The following is a 17,298-nucleotide window of genomic DNA, read 5'->3' as shown; positions in this document are numbered from 1 at the left end:
CGCCGGGCGGGCTCAGCGGTCGCGGTCCAGATGGGCGAGGACGGCCAGCACCCGCCGGTTGTCGTCGTCCGAGACCTCCAGGCCGAGCTTCGCGAAGATGTTGGAGGTGTGCTTGGCGATGGCCCGCTCGGTGACCACGAGCTGGTGCGCGATGGCGGTGTTCGACCGGCCCTGCGCCATCAGCTCCAGCACCTCCAGTTCACGCGGCGTCAGCCGGGACAGCCGCCGGTCCGGACCCGAACGCCTCGCCAGCAACTGCTGGATGACCTGCGGGTCCATCGCCGTGCCGCCCGCGGCGACCCGGTGCACCGCGTCGATGAACTGCGCCGCGTCGAACACCCGGTCCTTGAGCAGATAGCCCACCGCGCCGTTGCCGTCGGCCAGCAGCTCGCGCGCGTACAGCTGCTCCACGTGCTGGGAGAGGACCAGCACCGGCAGACCGGGCCGCTCCTGCCGGGCCCGCAGCGCGCACTGGAGCCCCTCGTCGGTCTGCGTGGGCGGCAGGCGTACGTCGACGACGGCGACGTCCGGCTCCAGCTCGGCCAGCGCACGGGCCAGCTCGGGGCCGGACCCGACCGCCGCCGCGATCTCGAAGTCATGGGCTTCGAGGAGCCGCACCAGCCCGTCCCGCAGCAGGAAGAGGTCTTCGGCTAGGACAACACGCACGGAATCTCCATGGTGACCATGGTGGGGCCGCCCACGGGGCTGCTGACGGCCAGGACGCCGTCGAACGTACCCAGCCGCCGCTCGATCCCGGCCAGGCCCGATCCGGCCCCGATCACCGCGCCGCCCCGGCCGTTGTCGGTGATCGCGATGCGCAGCATACCGTCGCGGTGGTGCAGGTCGATCCAGACCCGGTGGGCGTCGGCGTGCTTGACGGCGTTGGTGAGCACCTCGCTGACCGCGAAGTACGCGGCCGACTCCACCGGCGCCTCGGCCCGGCCCGGCAGGTCCACGGTCACCTCGGTCTCCACCGGCATCCGCAGCGCCAACGCCCGTACCGCGTCGCCGAGTCCGCGTTCGGCCAGCACCGGCGGGTGGATGCCGCGCACCAGGTCGCGCAGTTCGACCAGGGCGTCGGCGGAGTTCTTCCGGGCCCGCGCCAGCAGCTCCTTGGCCTGCTCCGGGCTGCGGTCGATGAGCGCCTCCACGGTGCCCAGGTCCATGCCCATCGCGATCAGCCGGGCCTGCGCGCCGTCGTGCAGATCGCGTTCGATGCGCCGCAGTTCGGCGGCGGAGGTGTCGACCGCGTCGCGCCGGGTCTCGGTCAGCACCCGCACCCGCTCGGCCAGTTCGCCGCTGCCGCCGCCGAGCACGGAGCGGGTGAGCAGGAAGTGGCCCCTGAGCAGCAGCGGGGTGAGGCGCCAGGCGACCGCCAGCAGGGCCGCGCCGAGGGCGGCGGCGCCGAGCGCGGTCGCCTGGCCGGAGACGGGCACGAACGCGTACCAGTACCCGGTGTGCGTGCCGTCCGTGAACGCCCGCCACAGCCCGGCGCCCAGCGCGATGCCCTCCAGCGGGTAGAGCAGCAGCGCGGCGGGCAGCAGCGCGGTGGCGAACCCGGCCGTCATGTCGGTCAGCAGCCAGCCGAGGCCGCGCCAGGTCGCCGGGTCGCCCAGCAGGACGAGGGTGCGCCGAAAGGGCCCGGCGCCCTCGGGCAGCGGCCGGTACACCGCCGGGATCCGCACCCCGCACCACTCGGCGGCCACCAGCCGCCGCCAGTCGGTGAACGCCCGGACGCCGCCGAGCACCAGCGGGGTGGTGAGGAAGCCGATGCCGAGCGGCACGAAGGCGATCGACAGCACGGCGAGCACGAACAGCGTGATCGATCCGGTCAGCGAGACCACGGCGAGCAGCAGCCCCCGCGCCCCGGCCGTCCCCACCGTCCGTGCCCGCCCGGCCGCGCCCCGGCCGTCCCCCGTACCCTGCCCGCTCTTCGTGTCCATGCGGCAAGTCTCGCCCGGCGCGACGGCGGCCGTCACGGGGCCGGGCCCCCGGACGAGGGGTGTCGCCGGCACCACCCTCGCGGTGTCAGGGCCGCCCGAGGCCCAGCACCTTCGCCTCCACCTCGGGGTCCAGGCCCACCGGGGGCCGGTCCGGGCGCTGGGGGGCGACGCCGCCGGTGTCGCACAGCCACCGCCAGGTGTCGGCGACCGTCTCGGCGACCGGGCGGCAGCGCAGTCCGGCCGCGACCGCCCGGGAGACGTCGGCGGCGTGCAGGGCGTCGTGCTCCGCGCTGCCCGGGGGCGTCCACACCGGCAGCTGGGTCCACGGCTCGATGCCCGCGCCGAGGACCGTCTCCGGATCGGTCCAGCGCAGCTCGGCACCCGAGCCGGTCACCGCGGCGCAGGCGTCCAGCAGCTCGCCCATGGTGGCGTGCCCCTGCGGGCTCATCAGGTTGTACGGCCCGCTCAGCTCCCGCTCCACCGAGCCGAGGATCCACGCGGCCAGGTCGCGCACGTCGACGTACTGCAACGGCAGGTCCCGCGGTCCCGGCGCCAGGACGGGCCCGCCGCGCGCGATCCGGCCGAGCCACCAGGGCAGCCTGCCGATGTTCTCGTACGGGCCGAGGATCAGCCCCGAGCGCACCAGCACGGAGTCACCGGCGCCGAACGCGCCGGTCACCGCCAGTTCGGCGCCCAGCTTGTCGCGGGCGTAGTCGGTGCCGTCCGCGTCCGGGTCGGCGCCCTCCACCAGCGGCGCCGCCTCGGTGTACCCGGCGGGCGGCGCCCAGGCGTACACCGAGCACGTCGAGACGTACACGTACCGCCCGGCGCGGCCCCGCAGCAGCCGCGCCGCGTCGCGGACCGGGCGGGGCCCGGCCGACCAGGTGTCGACGACCGCGTCCCACTCCCCGTCGTCCGCGGCGAGGGCGGCAAGACCGTCGGGCGCGGTGCGGTCGCCGACGAGCGACCGCACCCCGGGGGCGGCGGCCGGCCGCCGCCCCCGGTTCAGGACCGTCACGTCCCAGCCGCGCCCTGCCGCCGCCTCGACGACGGCCCGCCCCGCGAAATCCGAACCACCCAGCACCAGAAGTCTCATACCGGTGACTGTGCCCGGTCCGGCCGGGGGAGGGAACAGGGCTCTGCTGTCGGCAGAGCGGGCGCGTCCCGGCCGGTCAGCGGCCGGTCAACGGCCGCTCGGCGGCGCGTACTTGTAGCCCACCCGGCGCACCGTCTGGATGGCGGCGCGGTGTTCGGCGCCGAGCTTGCGGCGCAGCCGGGCCACGTGCACGTCCACGGTGCGGCCGTCGCCCACGTGGCCGTAGCCCCACACCGTGGTGACGAGCTGGTCGCGGGTGTGCACCCGGTGCGGATGCGCGACGAGATGCGCGAGCAGCTCGAACTCCAGGTAGGTGAGGTCGAGTTCGCGTCCGCCGACCGCGGCGACCCGCCGTGCGGTGTCCACCCGGACCAGCGGATCGCCGCCCGCGGAGTCCGCGGCGGCGGTACCGGTGCCCCCACCGGCCGTCACCGGGGCCGCCTGCGGGCGGTCGGGCACGGCCACCGGCGGGAACGGCGGCTGCTGGTCGGCCGGGACCAGCACCAGGTAGCCGATCATCGGCGGGCGGCCCGGCAGGGCGGGCAGGGTGTGCTGCGGGGCCGGCAGCCAGGTGGCGCCCGGCGGCAGGAACTCCGTCACGTCCACGACCTCGTCCCGGTCCACGGCCCGCAGCCGGTGCCGGGCGGCGGGCGCGGGGGAGGCGGGGGAGGCGGCGGATCCGGAAGAGGCGGGGAGGGCGGCGGGCAGGGCGGCGGTGGTCAGGGAACGAGAGGTCGCCATGAGAGGTCAGCTCTTTCGCGCGTCGAGTTCGTCGGTCGGGACGGCGGCGGCGAGTTCGTGGTCGCGGGCGCCGGGGACGTACGTCGTGGTGCGCTGGCCGGAGACCGGGGTGTACGGCTCTACAGGGCCCGCGCGATCGTCGCGCGGCAACACACCCGGTCGAAGTCGTGGTGCTGACGGGAAGGCCAGAAGGGCTCGAGGTCATGGCGACCCGTCGCGCTGCACTTCTGGAAGCTGGCCATGGCTCCATTGAAGCAGACGCCGCGCCCGGACAGGACCCTCCTCTCACTGCTCGGACGGTTTCCCGGACAGCACGAGGGGCGCCCACCGTGCGGTGGACGCCCCGGGTCTGCCGTACGGGTCAGACCTGGCCGGCCTTCTCCAGCGCCGCGCAGCAGGTGTCGACGAGCAGCCGCGTCACGACGTACGGGTCGACGTTGGCGTTCGGGCGGCGGTCCTCGATGTAGCCCTTGCCGTCCTTCTCGACCTGCCAGGGGATGCGCACCGAGGCGCCGCGGTCGGAGACGCCGTAGCGGTAGGTGTCCCAGGGGGCGGTCTCGTGCAGACCGGTGAGCCGGGCGTCGATGCCCGCGCCGTAGTTCTTCACGTGGTCCAGCGGCTTGGAGCCCTCGCCGAGCGCCTCGCACGCGGTGACGATCGCCTCGTAGCCCTCGCGCATCGCCCGGGTGGAGAAGTTGGTGTGCGCGCCCGCGCCGTTCCAGTCGCCCTTGACCGGCTTGGGGTCCAGGGTCGCGGAGACGCCGAAGTCCTCGGCGGTGCGGTAGAGCAGCCAGCGGGCCACCCAGAGCTGGTCGGCGACCTCCAGCGGGGCGAGCGGGCCGACCTGGAACTCCCACTGGCCCGGCATGACCTCGGCGTTGATCCCGGAGATGTCCAGGCCCGCCTTGAGGCAGTTCTCCAGGTGGGCCTCGACCACGTCGCGGCCGAAGATCTCGTCGGAGCCGACCCCGCAGTAGTAGCCGCCCTGCGCGGCCGGGAAGCCGCCCTCGGGGAAGCCGAGCGGGCGCGAGCCCTTGAAGAAGGTGTACTCCTGCTCGATGCCGAAGACCGGCTCCTGCGCGGCGAACCGCTCGGCGGTGCCGGCGAGCGCGGCGCGGGTGTTGGACACGTGCGGGGTGAGGTCGGTGTCGAGGACCTCGCACAGGACGAGCAGGTCGGCGCCGCCGCGGATCGGGTCGGGGCAGGAGAAGACCGGCCTGAGCACGCAGTCGGAGGAGTGGCCCTCGGCCTGGTTGGTGGAGGACCCGTCGAAGCCCCACAGCGGCAGCTCGGTCCCCTGGGCGTCGTCGCTGAGGATCTTCGTCTTGGAACGCAGCTTGGCCGTCGGCGCGGTGCCGTCGATCCAGATGTACTCAGCCTTGAAGCTCACGGGGGCCACATCCTTCGGGGTGTCACGGGTGCACGCGCGGTGCGGTGCGGTGCCGCCGGGCCGCCCTGGCGGGGCGGCGGCACCGGTGCGTCGCGGTGGATACCCGCAGCCTGTCAACAGCCGGTTTCCCGGCCGTTGCCCGAGTGTGAACCCCGTGTTACCGCGGGAGCGGCGGCGCGTCCGCGCCTCCGAACCGGCCGCCGCCCGGCCCGTCAGCCCCGGCCGAGCGCGTCCCGGACCGCCTCCTCGGTCCGCCCCACCACCGCCGTGCCGTCGTCGGCGGTGATGATCGGCCGCTGGATCAGCTTCGGGTGCGCGGCCAGCGCGGCGATCCAGCGCCCGCGCGCGGCGTCCTCGCGCGGCCAGTCCTTCAGGCCCAGCTCCTTCGCGGCGGCCTCCTGGGTGCGGGTGATGTCCCACGGTTCGAGCCCGAGCCGGGCCAGCACCGTCCGGATCTCGTCCTCGGTCGGTACGTCCTCCAGGTAGCGGCGCACGGTGTACTCGGCGCCCTCGGCGTCCAGCACGCCGATCGCGCCGCGGCACTTCGAGCAGGCCGGATTGATCCAGATCTCCATGCGGCCACGGTAGCCGCCGCCGTCTCCGGCGGACCCGCCGACGGGCCTCCGTACGGTTCGGGTGGCCGGAAACGGCACCGCACGCGCGTACGACTCGTCTTCCTCACGGATGCCCGTACGGCATTCGTACGCACAGCAGAAGGAGAACGGCGCGGTGAAGCGGCACAGCAGGGCAGGCAGGTTCTACGGGGCGCTGGCGGGCACGGCCGTCCTGGCGCTGACGGCCGGCGGCTGCGGCACGGGCGGCAGCGGGGACGCAGGCGGCGAACCGGGCGGCTCCACCGCATCCACGGGCGCCACGCGCGGTCCCTCGCCCACGGCCGGCGCCCACCGGGACACCGCGGCCGAAGCCGCCGCCTGGCACAAGTGGGGGCTCAAGCCCCTGCCCGCGGCCCCCGCGCCCCCGGCCGACAAGCCCGTCAAGCTCTCCGCGCACGGCACCGTCCCGGTCCTCACCCACATACCGACCTCGCAGAAGATCGTCTTCATCACGCTGGACGACGGGCAGGAGAAGGACCCCAAGTTCATCCGGATGATGCGGGACCTGAAGGTGCCGGTCTCGATGTTCCTGATGAACGACGCGGCCAAGTCGGACTACGCGTATTTCAAGCCGTTGCAGGAGATGGGCAACCACATCCAGAACCACACCCTGCACCACCCCGTCATGAACACCCTCCCGCTGTCCCGCCAGAAGCAGGAGATCTGCGGCGACCAGAAGATCCTCACCCAGCAGTACGGCACCGCTCCGCTGCTGTTCCGGCCGCCCTACGGCGCCTACAACGCCGACACCAAGGCGGCGGTGAGCGCGTGCGGGCCCCGCGCGATCGTCTGGTGGCGGGAGTCCATGCAGATCCGCAACATGCAGTACCAGACCGCGGACAAGAAGCTGCGCCCCGGCGACATCATCCTGGCCCACTTCCGCGGCCCTTCCGAGCTCAAGGGCACGACCATGACGACGATGTTCGCCAACATGCTGGAGCGCATCCAGGAGCAGGGCTTCACCGTGGCCCGCCTGGAGGACTACATCCAGCCGCCCGCCCAGTAAGCCTCTGTTCGATTTTCTCCCGTCCCGCGCGCCCCGGGCGAACCGCGGGTGACGCGGCGACAATTTCCTTGCCCACCTGGGGCTTTACACGGTCCCGCAACCCTGCCGTTGTCAGTGCCCGGCGGTAGAATGGAGTCAGTGTTCGAGGGCGTCACCGGGGTCTCGGTCCCCGGCCGGCGCCCCCCTCGCGACAGGAGGATGCCGGTGTCCGCCGCCACACTGAAGCCGAAGCCGAAGCCGACCCAGTCCACCGCCAAGCGTCCCGTCCTGCTCGACCAGCCCTACGCGCCCGTGCACAAGCGCCCGCTGCCGCCCGGCCGCCCGCGCGAGTGGTACGTCACGCACAACCGCCGTCTGAAGGCGATGCGGCTCGCCATCGCCCTGCTCGACTCCGGGATCCAGCCGGGCCAGGCCCGCGACGAGACGATAGGCGCCACCGCCGAACTCATCGGCGTCCACCCGCCGTCCGCCACCACCTGCCACATGGTCCGCGCCCTGATGCGCTACGCCCGCTGACCGGGCCCGGACCGGCCGCCACCGGGTGCCGCGCGCGAGCTGGGCACCCGGTGCGCGGCGGGGCACGGGGCGCGCCGGGCGGGCGGCTCAGCCGTACCGCTTCAGCAGCCCGGCGACATACGCCTCCAGCCGGTCGCCCAGCACCGCGGGCGTGAGGTCGGTGCGGCCCAGCTCGCGCCAGGGCCCGGCGAGCCGGTCCGTGCCGGGCGCGTAGTGCAGCGCGTCGAGCAGCCGCCAGTACAACTGGTCGCGGCCCCGGGCCAGACGGCGTCCGCCGTGCGCCTCGTAGCGGTCCGCGAAGGCGAGCCCGTGTCCGGGGCCGTGCAGCAGCGCCAGCGCGGTCGCGCAGTGCGCCACGTCGAGATCGGCGGGGCCCCAGGACGTCTCCACCCAGTCGACGACCCCGCTGATCCGCAGGTCCGGGCCCGCCCCGGTGAACAGCACGTTCCCCGGATGGAAGTCCCGGTGCAGGAAGCAGCCCTCGTACGGCGGCGGCTCGCGGCGCAGCACCCGCACCGCCCGCTCCCACAGCTCGCCCGGCCGGACCCGCACCCGCTCCGGCGGCGTCCACGCCTCGTAGGTCCGCGGCCGCTCGTGCGGCGCCCGCGGTACGACGGCGTGGACGCGGACGAGCTGCGCCGCCAGCAGCTCCAGGCGCCGCCCCAGCTCGGCCGGGTCCGGCTCGTCCACCCGCACCCGGCCCGGCAGCGCCGACATCAGCAGACTCGGATGGTCGCAGTGCTCGGCGGCGGCGTCCACGGCGACCGGTTCCGGCGCCGGGACGCCCGCCTCGCCGGCCAGCAGCGCCAGGACCGCCGCCTCACGGGCGAGCAGCGCGGGAGCGTGCCGGCGGAAGAACGGCCGGACGACCGTACGCAGCACCAGGGCGCCGCCGTCGTCCAGGGTGAGCGCCCGCATCTGCGAGGTGGACCCGCCCCGCAGCAGCCCGGCGGTACGCACCGAACGGCCCGGCGGGAGCTGCCGGGCCACCCAAGCCTTGGTCGCGCTCCAGCCGCGGCCGTCCGGCCCGGCGAGCACCGCGCTCACGAAGTCCCGCCGGTCCCCGGCGTGGTCGTGGAACCACTCGCCCAGCCGGTGCCCGGCGCCGGGCACGTCGAGCCGGGTCGACCGGGCGCGGGCGGCCAGGGCGTCCTGCACGGCCTCGGTGACCTCGGCCGGGATGACGTCGTCGGTGCCGGGCACGGCGAGCACCGCCCGGCCCTCGTAGGCGCGCAGCGCGTCCAGGGCGGGGGAGGCGCGCCAGGAGCCGGGACGGCGGATGATCTCGCTGAAGGCGCCGTCCCCGGTGCCGAACGGCACGTCCCACGCCTCGGCGGCGTAGACGGCGGGCGCGCACAGGCCCAGCCCGGCCACCCGGTCCCCGTAGTGCCGTGCCAGGTCGGCCGCGGTCTGCCCGCTCATGCTGAAGCCCACCAGCACCAGCGGCCCGCCCCGCGGCACCCACGCGTCGATCACCGCGACCGCCTGCTCGAAGCGCCGCCGCAGGGTCAGCTCGCTCAGCGCGCCGCTGCTGGAGCCGTGCCCGGAGAAGTCGAAGGCGAGCACCGGGCAGCCGTGCGCGGCGAACTCGCCGAACAGCGGCCGCAGCCGCGCCGCGCAACCGGTGCCGGCACCGTGCAGCAGCACGGCCGTGGGCCGCCCGGGTACGGCACCGGCGTGGGCGTGGACCCCGCTGAGCGCCTCGCCGTCGTACTCCTGGACGAAGGCGGTGACGGTGCTGAGGGGGCCGGCGGCGACGGCGGAGCCGAGGGGACCGGACGGGCCGGGCGGGTCGCACGGGTCCGGGACGCGGGAAGGACGGTGAGGATCAGGCATTCCGCCATTCACGCACGGTTCACAGCCCCGGCGCGCCCCATACCGGGAACCAGCGGCTCAGATCCTGCTCGATCCGCAGATCACCGGCGAGGGCGGCCTTCACCTGGATCTCCAGGGCGTTGTCGCGCCGCCGCTCCCGGCCGGGCAGCGGGGCGAACGGATAGAAGCTGCCCCGCTTGTACAGGTACACCAGCGCGAGCGGTCGGCCGGTGCCGTCGGTGAAGCCGGCCAGGGAGCACAGCAACTGGGGGCCGAAGCCGTTGACCTCCAGGGCGCTGTTCACGGCGTGCAGGTCGTTGACCAGGTCGGGCAGCTGGTCCGGGGCGCGGTGGGAGACCAGCCAGGAGTAGCCGTAGGAGTCCCGGGACAGCTCCACCGGCGGCCCGGTGCGGTCGGTGTCCGCGTCCAGGAGCGCCTGGACCTCGCGGTGGGTCTGCTCGAAGGCGGCGCCCTCGACCGTGGCGAAGCACACCGCGCCCTGCCCGGTCGGTGTGAAGCCGGTCGCCGCCTGGAGCGTCACCGCGGCGGACGGCAGCGCGAAGAGCTGGTCCAGGTCGGGCGGGGCGGGCCTGCTGCGGCCGAGCAGGATGTCCAGGAGGCCCATCCTCAGCCCGCCTTCCCCGGCGCCGCGGCCTCGCCCAGCTCGGCGGAGATCCGCCCCAGCTGGGCCAGCCGCTGCTCCAGGCTCGGGTGGGTGGAGAAGAGCCGGGCGATGCCGGGGTCGGAGCCCAGCGCCGGGGTGAAGTAGAACGCGTTGAATGCCTGGGCCGTGCGCAGGTCCTCCGAGGGGATCCGGGCGATGTCACCGGTGACCTTCGTCAGCGCCGAGGCCAGCGCGGAGGGCCGCCCGGTCAGCAGGGCCGCCGCCCGGTCGGCCGCCAGCTCCCGGTACCGCGACAGCGCCCGGATCAGCAGGAAGCTGATCGCGTACACGGCCGCCGACACCCCCATCACCACGGCGAACACGGCCAGCGTGTTCTGGTCCTTGCGGCCCCGCCCGCCCAGCAGCTCCGAGTAGAACGCGAACCGGACCACCAGCCCCGCGAGCACCCCGAGGAAGGAGGCGACCGTGATCACCGCGACGTCCTTGTGCGCCACATGCGACAGCTCGTGCGCGAGGACCCCTTCCAGCTCGGCGGGCTCCAGCCGCCGCAGCAGCCCGGTGGTCACGCACACCACGGCGTTGTCCGGGTTGCGCCCGGTCGCGAACGCGTTCGGCATGTCCATGCCAGACACGGCGACCGTCGGTTTCGGCATGTCCGCCATGGCGCACAGCCGGTCGACCACCGCGTGCAGCTGCGGGAACTCCTCCGGCTCCACCACCCGCCCGTGCATCGCGAACAGCGCGATCCGGTCGGAGAACCAGTACTGGGCGATGAGCACACCCGCCGCGATCACCACGACCAGCACCCACGACTTCAGCAACACGATCAACGCGGCCACGAACGCCACGTACAGCAGCCCGAGCAGGAACAGCGTCAGCCCCATGCGCACGGTCAGCCGCCGGTCGCTCCGGAAGCGGCTCTGCATCGTCCATCACCCCGCAGAAAGGCACCTTGGATCAGTCCCCTCCCGCCTCCAGTGTGCACCTGCGGGGCGGCTCGGCGGGCGGCCCGCTACACCCCGTGCGTCTGGGCGTAGCCGATGAGGACGATCAGGGCGGCCACGGAGCCGAGGACGGCGGCGGTGGATATCCAGGAGGAGCGGCGGGGGACGGTGGGGTCCGGGTCGCCGCGGAAGGGGACCGGGCCGGGCGGGTTGTCCTTCCAGCGGGCGGCGAGCATACGGGCCCGCGCGGAGGGCTCCTTGTGTTCGGCGGCGCTCGCCCAGCGGTGATCGAATTCCCGCTCGAAGTCGTCGTGTCCGGCCATGCCCGTCACCCCTTCTTGCCGTTCTTGCCGTTCTTGCCGTACTTCTGCCGTCGGTGGCTCCGTCAGTAGGAGACCCGCCGGGCGCCGGAAGGTTGCACGGGGATGTCCCTCGTTCGGCTCAAGATGCTGAGTCGTGCGGCGGCGGCTAGCCTCGTTGCAAGTGAGCGCGCTGCGGCCGGCCGCGGCCTTCCGTCACGTCACCCCAGGAGCCGCATCAGCGGTCACGAACGGGTGGAAGGGAAGGTTTTCCATGAAAGCACCACGCGCGAGGCGACTCTTCGCACTGTCCACCGCCGGCGTCCTGCTGGCGGGCGGCGCGGCGATCGGCACGGCGGGCACCGCCTCGGCGGCCCCGGCACCGGCTGGCACCTCGGCCACCGTGGACCACGGCAGCTGCGGCTGGTGGAGCAGCAACTGCTACGGCCGCCGCGGCGACCGCGGAGCCCTCTACGGCCCCGGGTACGGCTACGGGTACGGCTTCGGCTACAACCAGAGCTCGGTCGTCGTGATCGTGCTGTGACGCCGGCGCCGGGTCCGGGCCCCCCACCGGCACCCCGAGGACCGAGGACCGGCAACCCCCCAAGCGAGGAACCGCCCCCCGTGCGAGGACTGCACGGGGGGCGGTTCCATGGGCGTCGCGCCGGGCGGCGCGGTGCCGGTCACACGTCGAAGTACAGCTCGAACTCGTGCGGGTGCGGGCGCAGCTGGAGCGGGGCGATCTCGTTGGTGCGCTTGAAGTCGATCCACGTCTCGATCAGGTCCGGCGTGAACACGTCGCCCTGGAGCAGGAACTCGTGGTCGGACTCCAGGCGGTCGAGGACGGCGCCGAGGGAGGTCGGGACCTGGGCGACGTTCGCGTGCTCCTCGGGGGCCAGCTCGTAGAGGTCCTTGTCGATCGGCTCGGCCGGCTCGATCTTGTTCTTGATGCCGTCGATGCCCGCGAGCAGCAGCGCGGAGAACGCCAGGTACGGGTTGCCGGAGGCGTCCGGGGCGCGGAACTCGACGCGCTTGGCCTTCGGGTTCGAGCCGGTGATCGGGATGCGCATCGCGGCGGAGCGGTTGCGCTGCGAGTACACCAGGTTCACCGGGGCCTCGAAGCCCGGCACCAGGCGGTGGTAGGAGTTCACCGTCGGGTTGGTGAAGGCCAGCAGCGACGGGGCGTGCTTGAGGATGCCGCCGATGTAGTAGCGGGCGGTGTCCGACAGGCCCGCGTAACCGGCCTCGTCGTAGAACAGCGGGTCGCCGTTGCTCCACAGCGACTGGTGCACGTGCATGCCCGAGCCGTTGTCGCCGAAGATCGGCTTCGGCATGAAGGTCGCGGTCTTGCCGTTGCGCCAGGCGACGTTCTTCACGATGTACTTGAAGAGCTGGAGGTCGTCGGCGGCGGCGAGCAGCGTGTTGAACTTGTAGTTGATCTCCGCCTGGCCCGCGGTGCCCACCTCGTGGTGCTGGCGCTCGACCTTCAGGCCGGACCGCTCCAGCTCCAGGGAGATCTCGGCGCGCAGGTCGGCGAAGTGGTCGACCGGCGGGACCGGGAAGTAGCCGCCCTTGTAGCGGACCTTGTACCCGCGGTTGTCCTCCAGCGCGCCGGTGTTCCAGGCGCCCGCCTCGGAGTCGATGTGGTAGAAGGACTCGTTCTCGGCGGTGCGGAAGCGCACGGAGTCGAAGACGTAGAACTCGGCCTCGGGGCCGAAGAACGCGGTGTCGGCGATCCCGGTGGACGCCAGGTACGCCTCGGCCTTCTTCGCCACGTTGCGCGGGTCACGGGAGTACTGCTCGCCCGTGATCGGGTCGTGGATGAAGAAGTTGATGTTGAGGGTCTTGTCCCGGCGGAACGGGTCCAGCCGCGCGGTGGACAGGTCGGGACGCAGGGACATGTCCGACTCGTGGATGGCCTGGAAGCCGCGGATCGAGGATCCGTCGAACGCCTGCTCGTCATCGGGGTCGAACGCATCGGCGGGCAACGTGAAGTGCTGCATGACGCCCGGCAGGTCGCAGAAGCGGACGTCGACGAACTTGACGTCCTCGTCCGCGATGAACTTCTTGGCCTCGTCGGCGTTCTGGAACATCCAGCTCCTCCTACTCCCGACCGTCCCGCCGGGGTGGTAGATCGTGCGTGCGGCCAGTGCGGTGGCACACGGTGCCTCGACCCTAGGGACGGGTGATTTCCCGGGCGTGACCCATTTGTTTCGCAGAAGTTAACCGGCCGGGGCGGGGTCACGTCCGTGGACACCCCGGCGGCCGTCCTCCCTCCAGCCTCGCAGTACCGTGGACGGGTGGACAACAGGCAAGCAGTGGGATCGTGGCTCTCCGGACCGCGCGCGGCCATGGAGGACGCGGGCGCCGACTTCGGTTACCGGGGTGAACAGCTCGGACTGCCGGAGCAGGGCCCCGGCTCGATCGCCCGGCCGGGCAGGCGGCTCGCCGCCCTGGCCGTCGACTGGGGCCTGTGCCTCCTGATCGCATACGGCCTCATCGCCGACAGTTACAACGAGGCGGCCCAGGTGTGGGGCCCGCTCATCCTCCTCGTGCTGATGGTGCTCACCCTCGGCACGGTCGGCTGCACCCCCGGCAAGCGGCTGCTCGGGCTGCGGGTGGTCGCCCTCGGCACCGGCCGCGTCCAGCCGCTGCGCGCCCTGCTGCGCACGGTGCTGCTCTTCCTGGCCCTCCCGGCGCTGATCTGGGACCGCGACGGCCGTGGCCTGCACGACCGGCTCGCGGGCACGGTCGAGGTGCGGCTGTAGGGGCTGTGGGGGCTGTGGGGGCTGTGAGGCTGTAGAGCCCCGGCGGCCGCGGCCCGCCCAAGGCGGCACGGCAACGACGACGAGAGGGGCGCCCGGATCACTCCGGGCGCCCCTCTCGTCGTACGTCGCTCGTACGCTGTCCGCTCGTACGGCGGGGAAGGCTCAGCGCGCCTTCGGGCCGCCGCCTCGCGGCATCCGCATGCCCTTGGGCATCGGGCCCTTCGGCAGCGGCATGTTGCTCATCAGGTCGCCCAGGGCGCGCAGCCGGTCGTTGGTGGCGGTCACCTGGGGGCCGGTCAGCACGCGGGGGAACTTCAGCATGGTCGTGCGCAGCTTCTTCAGCTCGACCTGGCCTTCGCCGGTGCCGACGATCACATCACGCACGGGGACGTCCGCGACGATGCGGTTCATCTTCTTCTTCTCGGCGGCGAGCAGGGTCTTCACCCGGTTCGGGTTGCCCTCGGCGACCAGCACGATGCCGGCCTTGCCGACCGCGCGGTGCACCACGTCCTGGCTGCGGTTCATGGCGACGGCCGGGGTGGTGGTCCAGCCGCGGCCGATGTTGTCCAGCACCGCGGCGGCGGCGCCCGGCTGCCCCTCCATCTGCCCGAAGGCGGCCCGCTCGGCCCGGCGGCCGAAGACGATCGCCATCGCCAGGAAGGCGAGCAGGAGGCCCAGGATGCCCAGATAGACGGGGTGGCCGATCAAGAAGCCGATCCCGAGAAGGACACCGAAGACGACGATGCCGACAGCCGCGAGTACGAGACCGATCTTCGGATCGGCCTTGCGGGTCATCTTGTACGTCAGGGCGATCTGCTTCAGTCGCCCCGGGTTGGCAGCCTCGGCTGCGGTTTCCTTCCTCGCCATGCCACGAAGTCTACGTGCCCCCGCGAGTGGCCGACGACGCAGTGCCCGGCCCCCGGCCGCGGGCGCACGACGGGGCGCGGCGCGGGCGTGCGACGGGGCGCGGGCGCAGGTGTACGGCGGGGCGCGCGCTACGGGCGTACGGCCGGGAAGCGGTCGAGGACGCGCTGCGCCTCGACCCGGTCCTTGGCGCGGCGGCGGTCCTCCAGCACGGAGGTCCAGGCGTTGCGGCGGGCGGTGCGCTGGCCGCCGCTCATGAGCAGCGACTCGACCGCACGGAGTGCGACCGAGAAGGACGGGATGGCGGTGGCACGGACGGGCGCGGCCTGCATGGTGGAGGTCCCCCCTCGTAACGGCTCCGGACGCGGATGGTGTGGAACCAGGGTCACTGTCTGGTGTTACCAGGGCGTGACCGACCGGTCAAACAGCGGTGAAGCCCTGACATCGCGGGCCAAAAGGGCGACGCGGCCCCGGTCGGCGCCCTCATCTGCGGGGACGCCCGGGACCGCGTCGTCTCGGCCACTACTGAGCGGTAAGTTCTTGTGCTCGAATTCACACAGTCCCGGTGGCCCCGTCGGAGGCGGCGGGGCACGGCGGTTGACGGTGCGTCAGGCGACGAGGACGGTTCAGACGGCCTGCGCGGCGACGAAGGCGCCCCGCTTCTCGATCGCCATCTGGTACAGCCGCCCGGCGCGGTAGGAGGACCGTACCAGCGGCCCGGACATCACGCCCGAGAAGCCGATCCGCTCGGCCTCCTCCTTCAGCTCCACGAACTCCTGCGGCTTGACCCAGCGCTCCACCGGGTGGTGGCGCACGCTCGGGCGCAGGTACTGCGTGATGGTGACCAGCTCGCAGCCCGCCTCGTGCAGCTGCTTCAGCGCCTCGACGACCTCCTCGCGGGTCTCGCCCATGCCGAGGATGAGGTTGGACTTGGTCACCAGGCCGAAGTCGCGGGCCTCGGTGATGACCTTCAGGGAGCGCTCGTAGCGGAAGCCGGGGCGGATCCGCTTGAAGATCCGCGGGACCGTCTCGACGTTGTGCGCGAAGACCTCGGGCCGGGACTCGAACACCTCGGCGAGCTGCTCGGGGACCGCGTTGAAGTCGGGGGCGAGCAGCTCGACCTTGGTCCGGCCGCCCTCGCGCTCCGCCGTCTGCGCGTGGATCTGGCGCACGGTCTCGGCGTACAGCCAGGCGCCGCCGTCCGCCAGGTCGTCGCGGGCGACGCCGGTGATGGTGGCGTAGTTCAGGTCCATGGTGACCACGGACTCGCCCACGCGGCGCGGCTCGTCGCGGTCCAGCGCCTCGGGCTTGCCCGTGTCGATCTGGCAGAAGTCGCAGCGCCGGGTGCACTGGTCGCCGCCGATGAGGAAGGTCGCCTCGCGGTCCTCCCAGCACTCGTAGATGTTCGGGCAGCCGGCTTCCTGGCAGACCGTGTGCAGGCCCTCGCTCTTCACGAGGTTCTGCATCTTCGTGTACTCGGGACCCATTTTCGCCCGGGTCTTGATCCACTCGGGCTTGCGCTCGATGGGGGTCTGGCTGTTGCGGACCTCCAGGCGCAGCAACTTGCGTCCGTCGGGTGCGACTGCGGACACATCGGCTCCCTGTAACTTCGATTCTTCGGCGTACCCAGCGTACGCCCGTGTTCCTTGCGCCCTGTCGGTGAGGCCAACCTTCGACCCGCGGAGATCATTCCCGTCGCCGGGCGAGTGCCGCGGGTCCGCCGGACCGCGCCGTCAGACGGCCGCCGTCCTCTCGACCGCGCGCGGCCTGAGGTCGGCGTTCTCCAGGACGTCCCGCAGATGCCGCTCGACCACGGGCAGCACCTCGGCGATGGTGACGTCCCGGCCCAGCTCGCCCGCGAGCGAGGCGACGCCCGCGTCCCGGATCCCGCAGGGGATGATCTTGTCGAACCACTTGTTGTCCGGATTCACGTTCAGGGCGAAGCCGTGCATCGTGACGCCCTTGGCCACCCGGATGCCGATGGCGGCGATCTTCCGGTCCTCGCGGCGCTGGCCGGCGTTGGAGGGCGCGTACTCGGGACCGTTCAGCCGGGGGTCGAACTCCTCGTCGGCCAGCCGCGGGTCGAAGTCGAGGGAGAGGCCGCCGAGCGCGGGCCGCAGCTCGACCGGGTCGCCGAGCACCCACACCCCGCTGCGGCCCTCGACCCGGGTGGTCTCCAGGCCGAACTCCGCGCAGGTGCGGATCAGCGCCTCCTCCAGGCGCCGCACGTGCGCCACCACGTCCACCGGGCGGGGCAGCTTCTGGATCGGGTAGCCGACCAGCTGTCCGGGGCCGTGCCAGGTGATCTTGCCGCCGCGGTCCACGTCGACGACGGGGGTGCCGTCGAGCGGGCGCTCGCTGTCCTGGGTGCGCCGGCCCGCCGTGTACACGGGCGGGTGCTCCAGCAGCAGCACGGTGTCGGGGATCTCGTCCGCGAACCGGGCCGCGTGCACCCGCCGCTGCTCGTCCCAGGCCTCCTGGTAGTCCACGGCCTCGGCACCGAATCCCCTGCGGACGAACCGCACCTCACTCACGGCAAGCGCCTCCCTGGAAGGTCGTCAGGCACGTCATGCGCCCACGCCACTGTACGTCCGGCCGCCACGCGTCAGCCGCGCGGGCAATCCTCACACGATCGGATGAATAGATGCCGAAGAGCGCGGTCGGCTGCTCACTCTCC

At 72.9% G+C, this 17,298-nt stretch carries 20 protein-coding genes; 4 read left to right on the top strand and 16 right to left on the bottom strand.

Translation table 11 applies throughout. The annotated features are described in order from the left end of the window. Window positions 1-12 precede the first annotated feature (12 nt). From A8713_RS08495 to A8713_RS08470, 7 genes are all read right to left on the bottom strand, one after another. A complete protein-coding gene (locus A8713_RS08495) occupies window positions 13-666 on the bottom strand; it encodes a response regulator transcription factor (RefSeq protein WP_037893464.1) in 654 nt (217 codons plus the stop codon). Further along, window positions 651-1,943 (bottom strand): sensor histidine kinase, encoded by a 1,293-nt coding sequence (locus A8713_RS08490; protein WP_064532728.1) that lies wholly within the window; start codon window positions 1,941-1,943, stop codon window positions 651-653. Before A8713_RS08490 ends, A8713_RS08495 begins: the two co-directional genes overlap by 16 nt. Window positions 1,944-2,028: 85 nt before the next feature. Further along, window positions 2,029-3,039, bottom strand: a complete 1,011-nt coding sequence (locus A8713_RS08485; protein ID WP_064532726.1) for an SDR family oxidoreductase — start codon at window positions 3,037-3,039, stop codon at window positions 2,029-2,031. Window positions 3,040-3,126: 87 nt separating this feature from the next. Next, the gene (locus A8713_RS08480) at window positions 3,127-3,780 is read right to left on the bottom strand and encodes a winged helix-turn-helix domain-containing protein (protein WP_064532725.1); all 654 of its coding nucleotides are present in this window, start codon (window positions 3,778-3,780) and stop codon (window positions 3,127-3,129) included. A gap of 6 nt (window positions 3,781-3,786) precedes the next feature. Then, the gene (locus tag A8713_RS33510; protein WP_158679335.1) at window positions 3,787-3,930 is read right to left on the bottom strand and encodes a hypothetical protein; all 144 of its coding nucleotides are present in this window, start codon (window positions 3,928-3,930) and stop codon (window positions 3,787-3,789) included. Between the two features lie 211 nt (window positions 3,931-4,141). Then, window positions 4,142-5,170 (bottom strand): glutamine synthetase, encoded by a 1,029-nt coding sequence (gene glnII / locus A8713_RS08475; protein WP_064532723.1) that lies wholly within the window; start codon window positions 5,168-5,170, stop codon window positions 4,142-4,144. 212 nt (window positions 5,171-5,382) lie between these two features. Further along, on the bottom strand, window positions 5,383-5,745 hold the full coding sequence (locus tag A8713_RS08470) for an arsenate reductase family protein (RefSeq protein WP_064532721.1): 363 nt from the start codon (window positions 5,743-5,745) through the stop codon (window positions 5,383-5,385). A 109-nt stretch (window positions 5,746-5,854) separates the two neighbouring features. Here A8713_RS08470 and A8713_RS08465 point away from each other — a divergent pair, with 109 nt between their 5' ends. Then, the gene (locus A8713_RS08465) at window positions 5,855-6,790 is read left to right on the top strand and encodes a polysaccharide deacetylase family protein (RefSeq protein WP_237305325.1); all 936 of its coding nucleotides are present in this window, start codon (window positions 5,855-5,857) and stop codon (window positions 6,788-6,790) included. A gap of 204 nt (window positions 6,791-6,994) precedes the next feature. Further along, window positions 6,995-7,306: a hypothetical protein gene (locus A8713_RS08460; RefSeq protein WP_064537325.1), complete on the top strand. Its 312-nt coding sequence runs from the start codon at window positions 6,995-6,997 to the stop codon at window positions 7,304-7,306. An 87-nt stretch (window positions 7,307-7,393) separates the two neighbouring features. Here A8713_RS08460 and A8713_RS08455 read toward each other — a convergent pair whose 3' ends face one another. From A8713_RS08455 to A8713_RS08440, 4 genes are all read right to left on the bottom strand, one after another. Further along, window positions 7,394-9,142, bottom strand: coding sequence for an alpha/beta fold hydrolase (locus A8713_RS08455; protein WP_064532717.1), 1,749 nt, complete (start codon window positions 9,140-9,142; stop codon window positions 7,394-7,396). 19 nt (window positions 9,143-9,161) lie between these two features. Then, entirely contained in the window at window positions 9,162-9,746 is a 585-nt protein-coding gene (gene pspAB / locus A8713_RS08450; RefSeq protein WP_064532716.1) for a PspA-associated protein PspAB, read from the bottom strand. 2 nt (window positions 9,747-9,748) lie between these two features. Continuing rightward, the gene (gene htpX, locus A8713_RS08445) at window positions 9,749-10,672 is read right to left on the bottom strand and encodes a zinc metalloprotease HtpX (RefSeq protein WP_064532714.1); all 924 of its coding nucleotides are present in this window, start codon (window positions 10,670-10,672) and stop codon (window positions 9,749-9,751) included. An 86-nt stretch (window positions 10,673-10,758) separates the two neighbouring features. After that, complete coding sequence (locus tag A8713_RS08440) at window positions 10,759-11,013, bottom strand: SCO2583/SCO2584 N-terminal domain-containing protein (protein ID WP_064532711.1); 255 nt, start codon at window positions 11,011-11,013, stop codon at window positions 10,759-10,761. Window positions 11,014-11,263: 250 nt separating this feature from the next. Here A8713_RS08440 and A8713_RS08435 point away from each other — a divergent pair, with 250 nt between their 5' ends. Next, entirely contained in the window at window positions 11,264-11,533 is a 270-nt protein-coding gene (locus A8713_RS08435; protein WP_064532709.1) for a hypothetical protein, read from the top strand. A 139-nt stretch (window positions 11,534-11,672) separates the two neighbouring features. Here A8713_RS08435 and glnA read toward each other — a convergent pair whose 3' ends face one another. Beyond that, window positions 11,673-13,082, bottom strand: coding sequence for a type I glutamate--ammonia ligase (gene glnA, locus A8713_RS08430; protein ID WP_018567364.1), 1,410 nt, complete (start codon window positions 13,080-13,082; stop codon window positions 11,673-11,675). A gap of 207 nt (window positions 13,083-13,289) precedes the next feature. On the opposite strand from glnA, the gene A8713_RS08425 reads away from it, so the two are divergent. Next, complete coding sequence (locus A8713_RS08425; RefSeq protein WP_078509958.1) at window positions 13,290-13,757, top strand: RDD family protein; 468 nt, start codon at window positions 13,290-13,292, stop codon at window positions 13,755-13,757. Window positions 13,758-13,919: 162 nt separating this feature from the next. On the opposite strand, the gene A8713_RS08420 is transcribed toward A8713_RS08425, so the two are convergent. From A8713_RS08420 to lipB, 4 genes are all read right to left on the bottom strand, one after another. Beyond that, window positions 13,920-14,624, bottom strand: a complete 705-nt coding sequence (locus A8713_RS08420; RefSeq protein ID WP_064532707.1) for a DUF4191 domain-containing protein — start codon at window positions 14,622-14,624, stop codon at window positions 13,920-13,922. 128 nt (window positions 14,625-14,752) lie between these two features. Then, entirely contained in the window at window positions 14,753-14,953 is a 201-nt protein-coding gene (locus tag A8713_RS08415) for an SCO2195 family GlnR-regulated protein (protein ID WP_018567367.1), read from the bottom strand. Window positions 14,954-15,247: 294 nt separating this feature from the next. Then, window positions 15,248-16,213 (bottom strand): lipoyl synthase, encoded by a 966-nt coding sequence (gene lipA / locus A8713_RS08410; protein ID WP_018567368.1) that lies wholly within the window; start codon window positions 16,211-16,213, stop codon window positions 15,248-15,250. A 141-nt stretch (window positions 16,214-16,354) separates the two neighbouring features. Further along, the gene (lipB, locus tag A8713_RS08405; RefSeq protein WP_064532705.1) at window positions 16,355-17,155 is read right to left on the bottom strand and encodes a lipoyl(octanoyl) transferase LipB; all 801 of its coding nucleotides are present in this window, start codon (window positions 17,153-17,155) and stop codon (window positions 16,355-16,357) included. Window positions 17,156-17,298 lie beyond the last annotated feature (143 nt).

This window comes from Streptomyces sp. SAT1, from assembly GCF_001654495.1.
GTDB lineage: Bacteria > Actinomycetota > Actinomycetes > Streptomycetales > Streptomycetaceae > Streptomyces > Streptomyces andamanensis.
The sequence above is the reverse complement of the archived record's forward strand: the minus strand, read 5'-3'. Positions and strand labels throughout refer to the sequence as shown.

Coding starts and splice junctions, on each gene's coding strand:
- A8713_RS08490 (WP_064532728.1), bottom strand. CDS start 1,943: ATGGACACGAAGAGCGGGCAGGGTACGGGGGACGGCCGGGGCGCGGCC.
- A8713_RS08485 (WP_064532726.1), bottom strand. CDS start 3,039: ATGAGACTTCTGGTGCTGGGTGGTTCGGATTTCGCGGGGCGGGCCGTC.
- A8713_RS08480 (WP_064532725.1), bottom strand. CDS start 3,780: ATGGCGACCTCTCGTTCCCTGACCACCGCCGCCCTGCCCGCCGCCCTC.
- A8713_RS08470 (WP_064532721.1), bottom strand. CDS start 5,745: ATGGAGATCTGGATCAATCCGGCCTGCTCGAAGTGCCGCGGCGCGATC.
- A8713_RS08465 (WP_237305325.1), top strand. CDS start 5,855: ATGCCCGTACGGCATTCGTACGCACAGCAGAAGGAGAACGGCGCGGTG.
- A8713_RS08455 (WP_064532717.1), bottom strand. CDS start 9,142: ATGCCTGATCCTCACCGTCCTTCCCGCGTCCCGGACCCGTGCGACCCG.
- pspAB (WP_064532716.1), bottom strand. CDS start 9,746: ATGGGCCTCCTGGACATCCTGCTCGGCCGCAGCAGGCCCGCCCCGCCC.
- htpX (WP_064532714.1), bottom strand. CDS start 10,672: ATGCAGAGCCGCTTCCGGAGCGACCGGCGGCTGACCGTGCGCATGGGG.
- A8713_RS08440 (WP_064532711.1), bottom strand. CDS start 11,013: ATGGCCGGACACGACGACTTCGAGCGGGAATTCGATCACCGCTGGGCG.
- A8713_RS08435 (WP_064532709.1), top strand. CDS start 11,264: ATGAAAGCACCACGCGCGAGGCGACTCTTCGCACTGTCCACCGCCGGC.
- glnA (WP_018567364.1), bottom strand. CDS start 13,082: ATGTTCCAGAACGCCGACGAGGCCAAGAAGTTCATCGCGGACGAGGAC.
- A8713_RS08420 (WP_064532707.1), bottom strand. CDS start 14,624: ATGGCGAGGAAGGAAACCGCAGCCGAGGCTGCCAACCCGGGGCGACTG.
- A8713_RS08415 (WP_018567367.1), bottom strand. CDS start 14,953: ATGCAGGCCGCGCCCGTCCGTGCCACCGCCATCCCGTCCTTCTCGGTC.